Annotated in this window: 17 protein-coding genes; 8 read left to right on the top strand and 9 right to left on the bottom strand. The window is 54.7% G+C overall.

Going from position 1 to position 18,469, the window contains the following annotated elements; genetic code table 11:
* The first annotated feature begins 1 nt into the window (after window position 1).
* The 3 genes from GJR96_RS12825 (at window position 2) to GJR96_RS12815 (ending at window position 1,693) form a co-directional block, all read left to right on the top strand.
* The gene (locus tag GJR96_RS12825; protein ID WP_151163279.1) at window positions 2-289 is read left to right on the top strand and encodes a DUF5779 family protein; all 288 of its coding nucleotides are present in this window, start codon (window positions 2-4) and stop codon (window positions 287-289) included.
* Window positions 290-488: 199 nt separating this feature from the next.
* The gene (locus GJR96_RS12820; protein ID WP_191965901.1) at window positions 489-1,175 is read left to right on the top strand and encodes a hypothetical protein; all 687 of its coding nucleotides are present in this window, start codon (window positions 489-491) and stop codon (window positions 1,173-1,175) included.
* Window positions 1,175-1,693, top strand: coding sequence for a hypothetical protein (locus tag GJR96_RS12815; protein ID WP_225317740.1), 519 nt, complete (start codon window positions 1,175-1,177; stop codon window positions 1,691-1,693). Before GJR96_RS12820 ends, GJR96_RS12815 begins: the two co-directional genes overlap by 1 nt.
* A 76-nt stretch (window positions 1,694-1,769) precedes the next feature.
* On the opposite strand, the gene GJR96_RS12810 is transcribed toward GJR96_RS12815, so the two are convergent.
* The gene (locus GJR96_RS12810) at window positions 1,770-1,982 is read right to left on the bottom strand and encodes a ribbon-helix-helix domain-containing protein (RefSeq protein ID WP_151138164.1); all 213 of its coding nucleotides are present in this window, start codon (window positions 1,980-1,982) and stop codon (window positions 1,770-1,772) included.
* A gap of 132 nt (window positions 1,983-2,114) precedes the next feature.
* Between GJR96_RS12810 and GJR96_RS12805 the strand changes: the two genes are divergently transcribed.
* Complete coding sequence (locus tag GJR96_RS12805) at window positions 2,115-2,441, top strand: hypothetical protein (protein WP_151163277.1); 327 nt, start codon at window positions 2,115-2,117, stop codon at window positions 2,439-2,441.
* Between the two features lie 70 nt (window positions 2,442-2,511).
* On the opposite strand, the gene aglJ is transcribed toward GJR96_RS12805, so the two are convergent.
* Window positions 2,512-3,420, bottom strand: a complete 909-nt coding sequence (gene aglJ / locus GJR96_RS12800) for an S-layer glycoprotein N-glycosyltransferase AglJ (RefSeq protein WP_151163276.1) — start codon at window positions 3,418-3,420, stop codon at window positions 2,512-2,514.
* A 107-nt stretch (window positions 3,421-3,527) separates the two neighbouring features.
* Between aglJ and GJR96_RS12795 the strand changes: the two genes are divergently transcribed.
* Window positions 3,528-4,682 carry a glycosyltransferase gene (locus tag GJR96_RS12795; RefSeq protein WP_151163275.1) on the top strand — a complete coding sequence of 385 codons (1,155 nt, stop codon included), beginning with the start codon at window positions 3,528-3,530 and terminating at the stop codon, window positions 4,680-4,682.
* Window positions 4,683-4,878: 196 nt separating this feature from the next.
* On the opposite strand, the gene GJR96_RS12790 is transcribed toward GJR96_RS12795, so the two are convergent.
* Genes GJR96_RS12790 through GJR96_RS12765 form a run of 6 tightly spaced genes read right to left on the bottom strand, consistent with a single transcriptional unit; the run spans window position 4,879 to window position 11,811 of the window.
* Entirely contained in the window at window positions 4,879-6,279 is a 1,401-nt protein-coding gene (locus GJR96_RS12790) for an oligosaccharide flippase family protein (protein ID WP_151163274.1), read from the bottom strand.
* 21 nt (window positions 6,280-6,300) lie between these two features.
* Window positions 6,301-7,410: a glycosyltransferase gene (locus tag GJR96_RS12785; protein WP_151163273.1), complete on the bottom strand. Its 1,110-nt coding sequence runs from the start codon at window positions 7,408-7,410 to the stop codon at window positions 6,301-6,303.
* The gene (locus GJR96_RS12780) at window positions 7,407-8,669 is read right to left on the bottom strand and encodes a sulfatase-like hydrolase/transferase (RefSeq protein WP_151163272.1); all 1,263 of its coding nucleotides are present in this window, start codon (window positions 8,667-8,669) and stop codon (window positions 7,407-7,409) included. Before GJR96_RS12780 ends, GJR96_RS12785 begins: the two co-directional genes overlap by 4 nt.
* A 40-nt stretch (window positions 8,670-8,709) precedes the next feature.
* Window positions 8,710-9,750, bottom strand: a complete 1,041-nt coding sequence (locus GJR96_RS12775; RefSeq protein WP_151163271.1) for a DegT/DnrJ/EryC1/StrS family aminotransferase — start codon at window positions 9,748-9,750, stop codon at window positions 8,710-8,712.
* Window positions 9,750-10,817: a GNAT family N-acetyltransferase gene (locus GJR96_RS12770; RefSeq protein WP_151163270.1), complete on the bottom strand. Its 1,068-nt coding sequence runs from the start codon at window positions 10,815-10,817 to the stop codon at window positions 9,750-9,752. The genes GJR96_RS12775 and GJR96_RS12770 overlap by 1 nt, the downstream gene beginning before the upstream one ends.
* A gap of 1 nt (window position 10,818) precedes the next feature.
* Entirely contained in the window at window positions 10,819-11,811 is a 993-nt protein-coding gene (locus tag GJR96_RS12765; protein WP_191965863.1) for an NAD-dependent epimerase/dehydratase family protein, read from the bottom strand.
* A gap of 223 nt (window positions 11,812-12,034) precedes the next feature.
* On the opposite strand from GJR96_RS12765, the gene GJR96_RS18165 reads away from it, so the two are divergent.
* Window positions 12,035-12,994 (top strand): hypothetical protein, encoded by a 960-nt coding sequence (locus GJR96_RS18165; RefSeq protein WP_228717085.1) that lies wholly within the window; start codon window positions 12,035-12,037, stop codon window positions 12,992-12,994.
* Between the two features lies 1 nt (window position 12,995).
* Here the strand turns inward: GJR96_RS18165 and GJR96_RS12755 are convergent, their stop codons facing one another.
* Window positions 12,996-14,156 carry a DegT/DnrJ/EryC1/StrS family aminotransferase gene (locus GJR96_RS12755; protein ID WP_191965861.1) on the bottom strand — a complete coding sequence of 387 codons (1,161 nt, stop codon included), beginning with the start codon at window positions 14,154-14,156 and terminating at the stop codon, window positions 12,996-12,998.
* A 280-nt stretch (window positions 14,157-14,436) separates the two neighbouring features.
* Here GJR96_RS12755 and GJR96_RS12750 point away from each other — a divergent pair, with 280 nt between their 5' ends.
* Both GJR96_RS12750 and aglF read left to right on the top strand, forming a co-directional pair.
* On the top strand, window positions 14,437-17,559 hold the full coding sequence (locus GJR96_RS12750) for an oligosaccharyl transferase, archaeosortase A system-associated (RefSeq protein WP_151163267.1): 3,123 nt from the start codon (window positions 14,437-14,439) through the stop codon (window positions 17,557-17,559).
* Window positions 17,560-17,692: 133 nt separating this feature from the next.
* Entirely contained in the window at window positions 17,693-18,433 is a 741-nt protein-coding gene (gene aglF / locus GJR96_RS12745) for a UTP--glucose-1-phosphate uridylyltransferase AglF (protein WP_151163266.1), read from the top strand.
* The last annotated feature ends 36 nt before the right edge of the window (window positions 18,434-18,469 follow it).

Here is an 18,469-nt window from a genome sequence, read left to right as displayed (position 1 = left end):
TATGGGCGACTTCAACCTCAACTTGCAGACGGCCGAAGAACACCTCGACGAAGACGACGCCGAAGGCGACGTCGTCCTCGGCGTCCTCGACGGGTCGACACCCCCCCAAGAGTGGGTCGAGTCCATCGCACGGGGTAACACGCTCTTTCTCGCCATCGAAGGTGACCTCAACAAACTCGCCGCCGGATTCGCACGCGACGTGAAAGACATGGGTGGGAACTTGATGCACTTCCGGAAGTTCCTCGTCGTCACGCCGCCGGGCGTCGACATCAACACGGACAACCTCTAACAGTCGGGTCGTCGTCCCCATCTCGGCCTTTCCTCCGCCCCGTTCTTCTCGGGGGTCTCTGTGTCTCGCAGTGACGCCGAACCCGACTGCACTCCGCTATCGACAACACAGTTCGAAACTCCGCACGCGAACGTGAGAGAAACCGGGCGCAACCACCGGTGGAGGAGGGCTTATGCGCGTTCCGGCCTACGGTACTATCATGCCGATGAAAGGTAGCGGACGCTCTCAGCTCCGTGAAATCGACCGATGGGACCACGGCGTCGGGTGGCTTGCGTATCCTGACGAGGCCATGCAACGGGCCAGCCACGCCGTCGAGGTAGACGGCGACGTGTGGGTGTTCGACCCAGTCGATGCACCGGGCGTCGACGACTTGCTCGACGACCTTGGCGACGTCGCTGGCGTCGTCGTCGGACTCGACCGGCACAAACGCGATGCGGCAGCGGTGGCGAACCGCCACGAGGTTCCGGTCTACGTCGCGTCGTGGATGACGGGAGTCGCCAACGAACTTGACGTGACGGTCGAACGATTCGGAAGCGAACTCGCCGACTCGGGGTTCCAGACGTTCCGTGTCGTCGATAAGACGGTCCCGCCGTGGCAAGAAGCCGGGTTCTTCCACGAGGAACTCGACACACTCGTCGTTCCCGAAGCGGTCGGGACCGTTGGGTACTACTGCGCGCCCGGTGAGCGACTCGGTGTCCATCCGATGCTCCGACCGTTCCCACCACGCCGACTGCTCTCATCGTTCGACCCTGAACGCCTGCTCGTCGGTCACGGTGCTGGAGTGATGGAGAACGCGGGTGACGAACTTCGAACCGCCCTCGCGAACGCGCGGAAGAACCTCCCCAGTGCGTACGTCCAAGCGTTCAAGACGATGGTTTCAGACTGATGACTGACCAGCGGCGCGTCGTCGGTGATGGCGGCCACACGACCGACGAGGGCGACTCGGCTCACTCGACAGCAGTCGAACCAGATAGCCCGGGTTCCCGCCGGCGTATCCACGTGACTCGGGGACTGGTCGAGGTCCTCCTCGACATGGCTGAAGCGGCCGAACCACAGGAGACGAATCTGGTGCTCGCGCCGACGCCCGCCGGAGACTTCGACGACGACCTCGGAATCGACCCCGAGACTCCCGTGCTCACGCACTTCTACATGGCCGAAGCGGGCGGGTCGGTCAGCGCCATCTTCGGTGTCGACCTCGGAACGCCGGCAGGCCGTGGTCGTGCACGCTTCATCACGCACCCGCAAGGGCCGTTCGAACTCACCGAGCGCGACGATTTGGCCGCCGTCGTTCTCCTCGCTGTCCCACCGTGGGATGAAGAGACCCTCGCCGCGTTCGACCGCGCAGGACGGAAACTCGACCTCGTCGTCGTCGACGCGGAACCACCAGAAGAAGAACTCGCCTGAGCACGGAACGCACCTCGCGCTGGACGAGTGTCCTCTCCGCGTGGTCTCCTCTCGAAACGAGACCAGTCGGTCGCGCCTACCGCAGATACCCGAGGTCGGTCAACTGCTCGGCAATCTCTTGGAACTCGGATTCGGAGAGTTCGCCGCCCGACCGTTCGTGCTGGATGACGATACTTCGCAAGAGGAACCGCACGAGGTCACTCGTACTCGAAAACGTCGTTCCTTCGAGCGTCTCCTCGACGCGCCCGGCCAACTCTTTCGGGATAGAAACCGTCGTGTACTCGGTCATGGCTGGCACCTGGCGCTCGTGGGGGTTAATCCCAACGGTGCGAAGACCGGTGCGGCACAGATGAACTGGACGACACGAAGTCGTCACGAATGGTCGGGGGTTTTTCCCGTCCGCACTTCGTAGTTCTATCTGATGGCAGCGAGACCGCCGCAGAACGAGACGTCGGACCCTGACACTATCGAGTTCGGCATCGCGGCACTGTCCGACGATGTCGACGCCGCCGATATCGACTACCCGGCCGACGCGCAGACGATTGCGCAGGCGCTCGACCACGTCGCCGTCCCCATCGACGCCGCGGGGAACACGGTCACGATAGACGAGGTGCTCGAAGAAACTCAGAAATCACAGTTCGAGTCGCGTCGTGACCTGCTGGAGTCACTGCACCCGGTGTTCGAGCAGTTCCGCGCCAAGGCGTCGAAGAGTCTCGTCGCACGACTTCGGTCTCTCGTCCCATTTTGAAGGGAACGGAGACGGCAGTACCCCTCGATTCAGCGTCAGTAACGCGATAATCCGACACCGACGGCGCGCGTCACTCCAGTTCTTCGATACGCTTCATCTGGTCCCGATGGAGTGAGAGGATGAGGTCCGAGAGGACACCGAACATCAGCAGTTGGACGCCGAAGAGGATACCCGCCGCGGAGACGACAGCGATAACCTCGTGTGAAATCGAGCGGACGACCCACTCGTATCCGACGTAGAGTGCGAGGCCGAGACCGGCCGCCGTCGACGCGAGTCCGACACTCCCGAAGTAGAACAGCGGATTGTTGGTCTTCGCCCGTCGGTACAGTTCGAGGAAGATGATTCCGCCGTCGCGGATTGGATGAAGGTTCGTGTTCGACCCACTCGGTCGGGGGTAGTACGTCGTGGGGACGACAGTCGTCTTGAACCCGCGTTTCGCACACTCGACGGCCATCTCCGTCTCGATACCGAACCCGTCCGACGTGAGCGTCATCTGGAGGAACGACTCGCGCGTGAACGCCCGGTAGCCACTGAGGATGTCTCTGAAGTCCTGTCCGTGGATGAGTCCGAACGCCCGGTTGATGATTTTGTTTCCAATCTGGTTCAACCTCGTCATCGCCCCTGCTCGCATGTCGGCGAACCGGTTGCCGATGACGTGGTCGTACCCCTCCTCCAACGGTTCGAGCATCTTCGTCGCGTCCGCCGCCTCGTAGGTTCCGTCGCCGTCGAGCATGAGCACGTACTCTGCCTCGACGTACTTCTCGACGGCCTCTCTGACCGCTTGGCCCTTCCCGGAGCCGGACTGAACGACCACGCGCGCACCGGCCTCGTCGGCGAGTTCACGCGTCCCGTCCGTGGAGTCACCGTCGATGACGAGGACGTTGCTGAATCCCTCGTCTCGGTAGTCGGCGACGACGTCGGCGATGGTCTCCGCCTCGTTGTAGGTGGGGATGAGGACGCACACGTCGGCGTAATCCATTACGCGGCAAAACAGACGGGCAATATAAAAGGACTTCTCAATTCGTGTTCTGGCGACGACAACCGAGAGACCCGTGTTATTTTTATGACCGTCGTTCAACCGGGGGTATGCGCACTCTCGCTCGCCGTCTGTCGAAAGGGGCGATGTTCCTCCTTTCGCTCACAGGACTCCCGTACCTGGTCTATGGGTTGCTCTACTACCTCATCGACCCCGAGGGGTCGCCGGCGAACAAGCAGGAATCCGAACCGACGGTCAGTATCGTCCTCCCGACGTACAACGAAGAACGAATCATCGAGAACAAACTCGACGACATCTTCGCACTCGACTATCCGATGGAGAAGGTCGAAGTCGTCATCGTCGATTCGAGCGACGACTCGACTCGAGACATCATCCGTGACTGGTTTGACGGCCGAGACGCCCCGACGCTGAACCTCATCGAAGAAGACGAGCGACGTGGCCTCGCGCCTGCCCTCAACGATGCCTACGCCGCCGCGAAGAACGAGATGGTCGTCAAGACTGATTGCGACTCGAAAGTCGCACCCGACGCACTTCGCGTCGCCGCCGCGAACCTCGCCGACCCCGACGTCGGTGCAGTCACTGGACGCAACGCCGACGTGCTCGGTGGAAGCGGCGTCGAAGAAGGCTACCGCGGCATCCAAGCGACTATCCAGACACTCGAATCGCACCTCGACTCGACGCTCATCTTCCACGGACCGTTTTCGGCGTTCGAGAACGACGAAATCGTCCCCATCGACCCCGATTCTATCGCCGACGACACCGAACTCGCCCTGCTCATTCGACGCAACGGGAAGCGGGTCATCTTCGACCCAGACATCCGGTACAAGGAGGCGTCGCACTCTGAGTTCTCGAAGCGCCGGACCCAGAAAGACCGTCGCGCGATGGGTCTCATCCGCCTCCTCGCACACCACCGAGATGCACTGGGTCGCTATGGGCTGTACGGCGGTGTCGTGCTGCCGTTCAACTGGTGGTTCATGATCGTCTCGCCGTGGCTTCTCGCCGGTGCACTCGCCGTCACGACGCTGGCAGGGTTCGCACTCTCTGGCCCGCTTGGTCTCGTCGTCCCCGGCGCACTCGCAGGGTTCGTCTCTCTCGGGTCGCGTGACAAGTTAGGCTCGCTCCAACCGGCCTACGCACTCTTCGACACGCAGGTGTCACTGCTGTTTGCCAGTGTGAAACTGCTCCGCGGAGAAGGCAGTGCGATTTGGGAAGTGGACGAAGAACTTCGAGACCAGTACGAGTAGCCACATCCTCAATTCGAGGACACGGTTTTTTTCGTCAAGTATAATCAGGGCCCTACCACGTCCCTATCTATTCGACGTGGTTTGGGAGACCCCAGCGCTGCAGTGAACAGGAACAGAAGATTCACCATGTGACTTACTCCCCATCCAACAACCGTGACGACACTCGATACTGATGAGGACGGCCATCTTTTGGATGCTATATTGGGAGGTTTGACCGGACGATGACTCTGAAACTCGGTGATAGTGTCATGAGTGCTCCGAAGTAACAGACAGAACCAATTCCAGCAATCACTACGGTGTATATCTCACCTTGGGGAACGAGCTGTTCAAAGAGAAAAACGACGATGGCCATCAACAGTGCAGAAATGAGCTGTAGGAAAACATCACGCTTCGGGAACGAGACTGGCATAATCTCACGAGAGACGTGCCAATATCCCAACAGGGAGATGGCACCCGAAGAGAATGTTGCCAGTGCCGCACCTACCCATCCGAAGATGGGAATCAGCAAGATATTGAGGATGAAGTTAGCAACAATGAACAGTCCGTTGATTCTGAAGGACACCTCTGGTTTGTCGAAAGCATTGATTCCGGTCTCGAGAATTGTTGAGAAACTATACAATAGTTGTGCTAATATCAAGAGCAGAAGAATATTGTATCCGATGGTAAACTCAGGGCTATATAGCGCTAACACCTGTTTTCCGATAACAGCACCGCCCAATAGGCCAGGAATTATGAGAAATCCAGCGTATGGGAGTGCATTTTGGACCAGTTGCTTTGCTTTCCGGGGGTCTGCATTCGCGATTTGACTCACTTGGGGGAAGATTGCACGGCTAACGGCATTGCTGAACAGTCCGAGAATTAGCGAGACATTCCACGCTGCTTTGTAAATCCCGATAAGTCCCTCAGAGACGAAGAACCCTAAAATCAAGATATCCATCGAGCTAAAGGCACGGTTTCTGAGGTTCGAAATCCAAGAATATTTAGCGAACGAAAAAATCGACGTGAATGATTCTCGGGAGGGAACCTGAGCACGTATCGATATGAAGTATATGCCGATGAGTGAGGAGACCGACAGCGCAATTAAGTAGCTAATTATGAGCGCAGTCAGGCCGAAGCCAGTTAGAATCAGGACGATCTGCAACGAACTCCGAACGACCGTTTCGACCGGTCGGAGTAAAGACGAGATATGGACGCTCCCTTCACCGTCGAGTACGCTCGTAACCAACCCGGAAAGCATAGAAACAGCGACAATCCCAATCAGAATTTCGACACTCACTCCTCGTAAGTACTGTTCGATTGCGCTGCGGAATATCCACGCAAGTAGCGCGAAAAACAGGAACAAGACGAGTTCTGAAACAAATCCTGCAGTGAGTATCTTTCCACTGTCGCCAGGTTCACTAATCCGCTTTTTAATAGCGATATTGAACCCAGACGAGCAGATACTCGCCGTGAAAATCACAACAGACACGAACAACCCATAGATACCGAGGACATCTGCACCGAGAAATCGGGCGATGAGTATCGTAGAGACGAAGCCCAGAATCGTAGACAAAAAATCCGAGAGGAACGCGATGATCGAATTCTGTCCGATTCTCATTGGCTTTTGGTTGAGGTACTTCTAGTTTGCATGCCCGTTTTCAGTTCCAACCATTTCGTTAAGTATCGAGACTAGTTGCTTGTTCTTTTTTCGACGTGTGAAGTCGTCAGCATCGCCCTCCGTTGAACTGAAGCGGCGTTCACCGCGTCGGAGCGCATGGAGTTTGTCCGCGATATCTTCCGGGTCTGTCGGGTCAGAGACGATACCGAACTGGTGTTCTTCGATGAGTTTCGAGACGCGGAATTCTTCGGGAGAAATCGAAAGTATTGGCCGCTTGGCTCCGATGTAGTCCATAATCTTCGACGGAACGTTTTGCTGGTTCCACGTTTTAGTTCCACTGAGATACACGAGAACGTCGGACCCTTTCAAGACTGGAATTATCTCGTCGTGTGGTACGAAATCGTGAACCTTGATATATTTTTCAAGTCCCCGCTTTTCGACTTCACGCTGGTACTCACTCGACCAATCCCCATAGAACTGGACTGTGAATGGTTCTGGGTCGTATTGGGCCACATACTGTTCGATGCCTGCTAAGAACTCGTACGGTTCAATCCATCCCTCGTAGAACGAACCAGCGTACGTCACAGTAAACCTGCTGTACTGTCGAGTGCTTGCGCTCTCGAATGCCTCAGCATTGTACCCTGCAAAGGGCAACCTCGTCACTTTTCCTTCAGGGATTGCGTACGTTTCCTCGTAGTAATTATCAGGTATTTGAATACCGTCTCCCCAAACAACTTTGTCAGAGAAGTGGACAGACAACCACTCGACAAACCGTCGGAGAGGTAGCAGTACGTCGTCTTCGATATCGGGGTGTGTGACCATCGGGTCGCGGAATTCGACAAGCCACGGGACTCCCGCTACGAGTGCAACGATGAATCCGATGACGTGGAGATGGAACGGGTGGTTAACTGAATTGACCACATCGACCTTCTCACGTCGAGCCTTTCGAACGAGGCGGATGACTTCTATTGGGAACCGAAGTACGTACGGTTCGGATACGTACCCGAGTTCGACCTGCCAACCGCACTCTTCGAGGTGCTTCGCTCGGGTTCGGAACCGCTCTGCCCGTCCACCGGGGTCAGAAAAACGGTGGTCAGAGAGTAGCAAGACCTTCTGACCGTCAGTGTTCATATATACCCGAGGTCTTCGAGATGTTGGCGAACTTCACTATCGACCTCATCGGCCGTTGCATACCGTTGGTCGTCGTCTCCGATGAGAGACAGTAGTTTGTCGAAATATTCTTCGGCGATATCCTGCTGTTCGTCGATGCAATTCTGGTGCTCACCAGGGTCTTGGGCGATGTTGTACAGTTCAACTGGTTCGAGGTCACCATTGGCCGTACAGATAAGCTTCCATTCGTTCGAGCGGATCGAAACGAGCGAGTCCAGCTCGTTCCACCCGAAGTCGTAGTTCTCATTCATCTTGTGTGTGAGCTTATTCTCCTTCGTGAGTTGCCCATGGTACGTTTCGGAGTACGCAAATTCCGGCAATTCACCGTCGAGGAGCGAAATTCCATCGACAGGGTCGTGTTCAACGTCCAATGCGTCGAGGAGAGTCGGTACGATATCGATGGACCTGACCTGCTTGTGAACCGTCTGGCTGGAGAACGCATCGCCGGTGAACATGAGCGGGACTCGAATGATGTTATCGTACAGTTCAACAGCACGGAACTGCGAACCGACCCTGTTTCCTTTCGAGTCGTACACCCACGGGTAGCCGTGTTCACCAGGCATTTTCGAACCGTGGTCCCCAGTGATTACGGTCGTGTCAATATCGACAAGTTCGTGAAGAATTTCGAGTTGGCGACCAACGAACTCGGCTTCTTCGTAGTACCGGCGCTTCTGTCGGCCGATGTACTGCTCAACGTTCTTGTAAATGTGATCACCATCAAAATCCGGACGCTCGCGCTTGCCGAACTCTGAACGAAGTGTGAAGTGGAGGTCAAAAAAGTGTAGGAAGACAAAATTATCCTCACCCTCGTGTTCGTCAAGCCAATTAATTGCGCGGTTTACTAGGACGTTTGCAGGACCGAACTCTTGTCGGCCTTCTTTCCAGTCTTTAATCGAAGTGATGTGTTCGAACGTGTCAAACCCCTCATCTAGGTTTCCGGTGGGAAGCGGATAGCCGCCAATGAATGCCGCAGTGTTGTATCCTTGTTCCGAAAGGACCTCTGGAAGCGTCGTCGCATCCGTATGGTAATCGATTAGCCACCGAACCCCGTGATTGTGAGGGTTCTGTCCCGTAAGCATCGAAGTGTGGGAAGGACTAGTAAATGGGGCTTGAACGATACACGTGTCATAAAAAGAACCTTTGGTTTTTTGTCCATCAAGGAATCGACTGTCAAGAGCGTCAGGTCTAAGACAATCAATCGATGCGAGAACTACGTTCATTGTTACTCAGAAATCTATCGATGATATTTAAATTATTGGTTCAAAATGCGTTGACAATTGAAGAGACAGTTTCGGCTTCAGAGAGACTTATACCCCCATGTATCGGCAATAACACAATCTCGTCTGATAATCGTTCTGCCACCGAAAACGACTCGTCGGTAATTGGACTCGCTTTGTATTTGTGAAGAGGGTTTGAATAGAGTCGAGACGTCCCGATATCATTCTTTTCTAGATGGGTTGCGAGTTCGTCAGCCTCGGAGTGTCGAAGCGGAAATCCGTGATACACGTGCGTAGAGCCATCGATGGTTTTTGGCAATTTACCTGTGGTAATAGTATTAAGGTAGACCTCTGCAACACGGCGTTTCTGTTCAACTACCCGAGGATAGTTTCGAAGTTGGCCAAGACCAATAGCCGCTTCGATATCGTTCATTCGCACGCTTCGGGGGAGGAAAGCAGTGTCACTCGTGTTGGAGCGGCGAGACGAAACTTGGCGAGAGAGCGTTTGGTTATCCGTCACGATGATACCACCCTCTGCTGTTGTGAGATTTTTCGTCGCACCAAAGCTGCAAACACTCACTTCACCGAAGGACCCGACAGGCTGCCCGCGATACGAAGCACCGGGTGCTTGTGCAAAATCCTCGACGACCGTTGCACCTAAGTCGTCCCCGACGGACAGAAGTTGGTCCATCTTTCCAGGCTGACCAAACAGGTGGGCCACGAGAATCCCATCGAGTTCTGTCTCAACATTTGCCAGCTGCATAGGGTCGATACAACACGTCTCCGGTTCGGCATCGACGAACACTGGTTCCAAACCAGCACGGAGAGTCGCGTACAACACTGCACCGCAATTGTACGGAGAGATTGCGATTGCGTCACCCGACTCGAATACGCTCTCCAGAGCCATCTCAAGTGCAATGCTCCCAGAAGAGACTCCGACACCGTACGACCGACCGACAAGAGAACAGAGTTCCGATTCGAACTCTGAAACCACTTCGCCGGTCGATAGCAGACCCGATTCGAGGAGGCCCTTCACACGGGAGACAGTTTGTTCGTCGATTTGTGGAGAGCCTAATGGAATCATCAGTTTGACTGGGCTACACGGTACGCAGGGAAGTAACCCGTGTCTGTATCGACTCCTTCGTCTCGGGCAGCGCCCACTAGTGAGTCGTAAACCTCAGGGATATGAATCCGAGTTGCCACAGAGAACTCACCACGCTCGGTCTGCGAGAACCCTTTTTTGAATCGGAACACACCGGGTCGGCCACCTTGGAAGTCGAACAGTTGGCGACCAGTCTCTTTCATCTGCATCAGCGCACCGTAGCAGAGGAGGTTGTTGACCCGCATGTCCCAATAGTCTGGGTTCGACGCACGGAGGTAGTCGTGAGCAACAGTGCCGTCGTGGACGACGACTGCACCTCCAACGACGTCCTCATCGTGTCGAGCGACGAGGAGTGTAGACATCGATTCCTGTCCAAATAATTTTTCGAAGAACGAGAATGGGAACCGGTAGTGCTTTGAAGCGTTTTTTGCGTCCATCGCGTTCGTATAGATATCGTAGAACGCGCGATAGTCGGCATGGTCCCTCGTGGGCTCAACGACGAGGTCAGTTTCCTGTGCTTGTCTAATCGCATTCCGGTTTCGTTTCTCAAAATTATCCCAGATTGCGTTGTGGCTCTGGGTCAAATCAACGTAGACCGTTTCACGCTCGACGCGCGGGTTAAGGACTTCGAAGTCAGTCGCATTCTGTAAGTTGGGGTCAAATCTAAGGAATTCAGAGACGATTCCCACATCGACACAGTACTCAGAAAATGCCTCGGCAAACTCTGCGGTAATGTCCGTGTCAGTTTCCGTCGAGAGAATCGGTCCGCCATAGTACCACGACGAGACGATATCGGAGTAGTCTTCGATATCTTGGTCGAGTTCATCACTATGTGGCACCTCCGACAGTGAACGTCGAATATACGGGTAGTATACGAATTGGTCACCGTTGGCGTATACGAACGCCTCAGCAACTTCTTCTTCTTGTTCGAACCCACCGCTTAGTAGCGTCAAATAATCGGGGTCGTGGTAAGGCCCCGCCTCGGGAAGTGACGCGAACCACTCTCGCCATTCGGTAATGTTCTCCTGTGAGAGGACAGTTACAGACATATCACATGTACGAATATTCGGAGTTGCGCATATCTTCCCGAGAGTAGTCAGTAATGTCTTCCTCAGCCATCCACTGTTTAATTTCCTCGACGCCGTCAGTGATGTCTTTTTCCGCTTCCCAGCCGAGTATGTGATTGATTTTGTCGAAGGAGACGCGGTACGTGCGGTTGTCTTCTTTGTGTTCGACGAATCGAACTTCCGCGTCATCAATCGTATTTTCAACTATTTTGCCAACCTTTTTGATCTGGTAGTTTAAGTCATTGTCACCAACGTTGAATATTTGGTGGTCGACTTTCTCTTCATCTGCTTCGAGGACAGCAACAAACGCACGGGAAGCGTCGTGAACGTGAACGAGCGGCCTGTACTGCTCACCACCGAACACGGGGATGTCGCCTTCGAGAACTGCCTTTGCTGTGAGGATATTGACAACAAGGTCGAAACGCATCCGACGGGACCAACCGAAGATTGTGCCAAGCCGTAGAATTGTAGACGTGATATTGTCGTCAGAGAATTTGTCATGCGTCTCGTGTAGAATTATCTCTTCAGAGTCAATCTTTGACTTGGCGTAGAGAGAGAGTGGGTTGAGGAACGACCCTTCGTTTAGTTCCATCAATTCACTAGCTCCATAAACACTACACGTGGACGCGAAGATTAGGCGGTCGATATCGTGGAGTTTGGCGATTTCGACGAGAGATTTTGTGGCTTCGACATTGACCGATTGTGTGGCCTGTTCGTTCACTCCACACGCAGGATCACCCACGATACCTGCCATGTGGATGACCGCGTCCATACCTTTCATGGCGTACGAGAGATCCTCTATGTGACGAATGTCACCCTCACGAATCTCGAGGTTGTCATCATCTTTAAACGGCTCTAAAGCATCATCTCCCCACAGCATGGAGTCAAGAACGCGCACATCGTGTCCGTTCTGGAGTAGTTCTTCAACAATGTAGCTACCGATGTACCCAGCACCGCCTGTAACGAGTACACGCATTATACGACTACCTGTTACAGACACCAATAAATTCCTTCCGTAATTATTGCAGTGCTTAGATTGCACCTTCATTTCTGCGATACTGCACTGCATCAATTGTCTCTTGAGTGAAGCACAATACGTTCACAAAATCACCTCAGCTTTCACCGTGGAATACTATGGTCGTCGGGCCTTCACACGTAACCGTTGTAATCAATACCCCGGTTGGTTAGAGTCAAACAACATGAACCCTAGATACGCACTTGCGGAAATCAAAAAGAACGGCTCAAGCAGACACTGGTGGCGTCAACGGTTCTTGTCGAACGTCGCTAGTAAGTACTTCAGGAGATATCGTCAATCAGATTCCCGTCCCATTCACGAATGTGATTGGGATAACCTCATCATCCTTGATGCCTGCCGGTACGATTTATTCGAGGACTGTTACTCAGATTTCGATCTTCCCGGAACGCTCTCGAAGAGACAATCTCTCGAATCGGGGACACCGGGGTTCCTGCGAGAAAACTTTGGTGATGGAACGTTCCACGACACGGTGTACGTCACTGGAAATGCTTATGTCAGTACGCTGTTGTCTCCGGACCAGTTTCACGATGTCATTCCGGTTTGGAAAGAGAATTGGGACGACGACGTTCAGACCGTGACCCCAGAAGCGATGTGTGACACTGCGAGACGAGTTGCCAAAGAATATCCAAATAAGCGATTGATATTCCACTTTGTTCAACCACACGAACCGTTTATCGGCAAAAAGAAACTCGGGCTACGCGAGTTTAGTGCAATTCGACGGCAAGCGTTGAACGAGGAAACGCAGGACAACACTGAACGAAAAGCGACGGCGTTCGAACGGTTGGACCGAGGTGAATTGGAAAAAGAAGAGGTGTGGGAAGCATATCGATTGAATCTGGAGAGAGCACTTCCGCCGGTTCGTGAATTGCTCACCGAAGTCGAAGGGAAAACCGTCGTTACTGCGGATCATGGAAACGCTTTTGGCGAGTTCGCGAAACCCTTCCCCATCCGTGTTTATGGTCACCCACTTGGTGTTTATATCCCTGCACTAACCAGCGTGCCATACTTCGAACATCAATGCGGAGAGCGAAGACAGATAATTGCCGAAGAACCACAACAGGTCGCCAGCGAAGACATGGATGTAGCGCACGAGCGACTCAGAATGCTCGGCTATGCAGAGTAGCTCATGAATCGAACCCGCGGACGGTCTCGATAACGTAATCGACTTCTTCGTCGTCTAAACCGGGGTGGTTTGGAAGACCGATTGTCTTTCCGGCGACTGCTTCAACGTTCGGCAAAGAGAGGTTACCGTAATCGTGGGTATGCTCGTTTGCCGACCACGGGAAATCAGAATTAAACCCGCGGTGTTCGGTGAAAACAGGTTGTTTATACAGTGGATCCACATATCGATGGCGGGTTTCAACACCTTGTTCTTTTAATTTTTTCCAGACCTCTTTTCCGGACATTCCTATCGCAGTTGTATCAAGTTCGAACGGTGCCCAAAAGTACGCGTGGTCAACATAATCCCTAACCGTCGCAGGGCGAATCCAATCGAGATCATCGAGCTCAGCGAAAAGACGTTCTGTGATTTCGGTACGGCGACGATTGAAATCAGGAAGACGGTCAACTTGCGGGGAACCAATCGCGCCATTGAGTTCACTCATTCGATAGTTATACCCAAGAGACACGTGCTCGTCACGGTTGGCCATACCGTGACTCCGCAATAGGCGAATAGACTCTGCAATGTCATCGTCATCAGTGGTGACAATCCCACCCTCTCCAGTAGTTATGTTCTTGGTCGCATAGAAAGAGAAACAACCAACGTCTCCGATGCTACCAACAGGGTCTCCTTTATATGAAGCGCCGTGTGCTTGAGCCGCATCTTCGACGATTGCCAAATCGTGCTCGTCTGCGAACGAGCGGATTTTGTCCATCTCTGCTGGGTGGCCATAAAGATGGACAGGAAGAATAGCTTCTGTGCGATCTGAAAGACATCGTTCGAGGTCGGTATGGTCGAGCGTATAAATTTCTCTATCGATGTCAGCGAAAACAGGCACACAGGCTTGGTGTACGACCGCAGTTGCTGTTGAACCAAAGGTAAGACTTGGAACGATTACTTCGTCACCAGGCTCGAGACCGAGCGCGTTTAGCGAAAGCTGTATTGCAGTTGTGCCGTTACTCACAGCGATGGCGTGTTTAGTACCCACGTAGTCTGCCCATTTCTTTTCAAACTCTTCTACTAATGGACCCTGAAGAAATCGTCCACTGTCTAACACCCGATTGATATTTTCTCGTTCTTCCTCTCCGATTATCGGCTCGGCAACACTAACGAAGCGGTCGGTCATATGACCCACCATTGTCTGTGCCGACAAGAATACTGCGATTGGAAAAACGATGTTGACATAAGAAACCACGAGAGTCACCGAACCGTTCGAAATCAAGTAACATAGCAACAATTCCCTCGTTCAAAATTGTGGACAAATGTGCTATTAATTATGTTTAGTTTGGTCTGCGCAATTACTACCCGAATCGGCGGAGACCGACATTACGTTTGAAATCAGGAACCAGTGAATCAGCAACCATCCATCACAAGGCTTATACGCGTTTTCCCAGTCGCACAAACCAATGAGTACAGACTCTGAACACACAGAGGGCCCTGACTCTTCGTCGGTCCTCGAACTGTTCAAAGACTGGTACCACGTCCCCGTCCTCCTCGTGGTACTAGTCACGATGTTGGCTATTCGTCTGAAGTCGTACAGCAATTTCATCACAGATGGGAGCGTCTTGTTCTCCGGAAACGACGCCTGGTACCACCTCCGAGAGGTGTCGTACACAGTCCGTCACTGGCCGAGCACGATGCCGTTCGACCCGTGGACCTACTTCCCATTCGGGACGAGTGTCGGTCAGTTCGGGACGATTTACGACCAGATAGTTGCGACGGCCGCCCTCATCGTCGGCCTCGGTAGCCCATCGGCTGACCTCGTCGCGAAGACGCTCCTCGTTGCCCCCGCAGTCTTCGGAGCACTAGTCGTCATCCCAACGTTCCTGATCGGACGACGCCTCGGTGGGCGTCTCGGTGGTCTCTTCGGAGCACTCATCTTGATGCTCCTCCCGGGGACGTTCCTCCGACGTGGCCTCGTCGGCTTTGCCGACCACAACATCGCCGAACCGTTCTTCCAGGGCTTCGCTGTCCTCGCGGTCATGGTCGCACTCGCCGTCGCAGACCGCGAAAAACCGGTCTGGGAACTCGTCGACGCCCGTGACTTCGACGCGCTTCGAACGCCACTCACGTGGTCCGCCCTCGCTGGCGTCGCGATGGCAGTCTACATGTGGTCGTGGCCGCCAGGTATTCTCCTCGTAGGTATCTTCGGCCTGTTCTTGGTCCTCACGATGGTCTCGGACTACGTCCGTGGCCGGTCCCCCGAACACGTCGCATTCGTCGGTGCTGTGTCGATGTTCGTCACCGGAGTGCTGATGTTCGTTCCCCTCGCTGAAACGTCGTTCAGCGTGACTCAGTTCAGCCTCCTCCAGCCGCTCTTCTCGTTCGGCATCGGTGCCGGGGCAGTCGTCCTCGCAGCGATGGCCCGCTGGTGGGAAGCAAACGACGTCGACGACCGTGGATACCCCGCGGCAGTCGGTGTTCTCGGAGTCGTTGGAATCCTCTTTACCGCATTCGTTCTCCCCAACGTCTTCAACCAAATTAGCACCAACTTCCTCCGTACCGTCGGCTTTAGCGCCGGCGCAGCAACGCGGACTATCGGTGAGGCACAACCGTTCCTTGCTGCGAACACACTCCAAGCGACTGGCATGTCCGCAGTCGAGCGGATCATGTCAGAATACGGCTTCACATTCTTCACCGGTGTCGTCGCGACGGTCTGGTTCGTCGCGAAACCGCTCGTCAACGACGGAGACTCTCGAAAAATCGGGTACGTTGCTGGAAGTCTCGCTGTTATCGGGCTCATCTTCTTGATTCCGGCCGTCCCAGCTGGGGTCGGTGGCCTCGTCGGAATCGACTCGTCGCTGGTCAGCCTCGCAATCGTCACGGCACTGGTCGTCGGTGCAGTGTTGCAAGCTGACTACGAGAGCGAACACCTGTTCGTTCTCGTCTGGGCAGCCATCATCACCTCGGCGGCGTTCACCCAAGTCCGTTTCAATTACTACCTCGCAGTCGTCGTCGCGGTGATGAACGCATACCTCCTCCGCGAAGTTCTCGGTCTCAGTTTCATCGGACTCGCGGACGTGAAGCGCGTGGGGGATGTCTCCTACGGCCAAGTCGCGGCCGTTGTAGTCGCTCTCCTGCTGGTCCTCACTCCAGTCCTCCTCGTCCCGATTCAACTTGGGAACGCTGGCACGAGCGACAACGCTCTTGAGGCGTCACAGACTGGACCGGGGACGGTTACTGAGTGGGAAGGATCACTCGAATGGATGCAAAACAACACTCCTGAAGAAGGAACGCTCGGTGGCGCATCCAACGAGATGGAGTACTACGGGACGTACAAAGCCACGAGCGATTACGAATACGCGGACGGCACCTACGGTGTGATGTCCTGGTGGGACTACGGGCACTGGATTACCGTCCTCGGTGAACGGATTCCGAACGCGAACCCGTTCCAGGAAGGTGCAACCTCTGCGGCGAACTATCTTCTCGCACCCAACGAAGCACAGGCCAACGACGTCCTCACCGGACAGAGCGAGGAAGGCGACCAGACGCGCTACGTGATGGTCGACTGGCAGATGGCCTCGACCGACTCGAAGTTCGGTGCACCGACTGTCTTCTACGACGAAGAAGATGTCTCGACGTCGGACTTCTACAGCACCGTGTACCGCCTGCAAGAACAGGACGGGCAGGTAACTGGGTTCTCCCAGACCAAAGTCCACGACCAGCGGTACTACGAGAGCATGATGATTCGCCTCTACAAGTACCACGGCAGTGCCCGTGACCCATCACCCGTCGTCGTCGACTGGGACGAGCGTCCGGTCTCCGACACGCAGACCATTCGCGTGACGCCGTCCGACGGGCAGGCGATCAAGACGTTCGAGAACATGAGCGCCGCCGAGGCGTACGTCGAGAGCGACCCAACCTCGCAGATTGGCGGCATCGCCGCGTTCCCTGAAGAGCGTGTCCCTGCCCTGGAACACTACCGCCTCGTGAAGTCGTCGAACAGTTCGTCACTTCGGTCCGGTTCCTACCAGAACTCCCTCATTCGCGCAGGGAACACTCTTGGCATCCAACCGCAGGTCCTCCTCGACAACAACCCGGCGTGGGTCAAGACGTTCGAACGCGTCCCCGGCGCGACAGTCGAAGGGTCCGGTGCCCCGGCCGACTCGACGGTGACCGCACAGGTCGAGATGCGTGACCTCACGACCAACACGACGTTCACCTACACGCAGCAGGTCCAGACCGACGGGAACGGCGAGTTCACCATGACGCTCCCGTACTCGACGACTGGCTACGACGACTACGGTCCCGAGAACGGGTACACCAACGTGAGCGTCCGTGCGACGGGCGACTACACGTTCACTGGCCCAACGTCGTTCGAAGGGAACAACACCATCGTCGCCTATCAGGCACAGAATGTCAGCGTCGACGAAGGCCTCGTCAACGGTGCTGAAGACGGTACCATCGAGGTTACCCTCGAACGCAATGAACAGGAACTGACGTTTACCGAACAGTCTGGTAACGAATCGACATCGAACGAGTCAGCCTCCATCGACGCCAGCGCAGTTCGGACCACCGTGGTCGCGTAACGTCAGCGACCGCGCATCGCGTTCCAAACGTCCCCTGACTTTTCTTTGAACACATCCAAAAATCAGAATTATATTCTGTTTATTTGGTGTTTCTGACTCCATAGATATACGTGTCACTGCTGAACAGAGGCCTATGCAAGCAGTCGTCTTGGCCGCAGGGAGGGGGACTCGTCTCCGCCCACTCACGAAAGAGAAGCCCAAAGGAATGGTCGAGGTCGACGGGAAGCCAATTCTAACGCACTGCTTCGACCAGCTAGTCGAACTCGGTGCCGACAAAATCGTGGTCGTCGTCGGCTACAAAAAAGAAGTGATTATCAGCCACTACGGCGACGAATACCGCGGTATCCCGATTACGTACTCCCACCAACGGGAACAGAAAGGGCTTGCGCACGCGCTCTTAACCGTCGAAGAACACATCGACGACGATTTTATGTTGATGTTAGGAGACAACATCTTTCAAGCGAATCTCGACGATGTGGTGCGACGACAACGCGAAGAGCGAGCAGATGCAGCTTTCCTGATCGAGGAAGTAGAGTGGGACGAAGCTTCGCGCTACGGTGTGTGCGTTACGAACGATTACGGAGAGATTATCGAAGTCATCGAGAAACCCGAGGACCCACCGTCGAATCTCGTGATGACTGGATTCTACACGTTCACACCCTCGATATTCCATGCCTGCCACCTCGTCCAACCGTCTAATCGGGGCGAGTACGAGATTAGTGAAGCAATCGACCTCCTCATCAGGTCTGGCAGAACAATCGATGCAATTCGTCTCGACGGGTGGCGACTGGATATTGGCTATCCAGAAGACCGCGACGAAGCAGAACGAAGACTCCAAAAAGAAATCCAGTCGACGGAAGCAGTCTCTGACTGAGCGAGGGTCAACGCTGAACTGGGGTTTTCGGTATAA

Source organism: Haloferax litoreum, from assembly GCF_009674605.1.
Taxonomy (GTDB): domain Archaea; phylum Halobacteriota; class Halobacteria; order Halobacteriales; family Haloferacaceae; genus Haloferax; species Haloferax litoreum.
The sequence above is the reverse complement of the archived record's forward strand: the minus strand, read 5'-3'. Positions and strand labels throughout refer to the sequence as shown.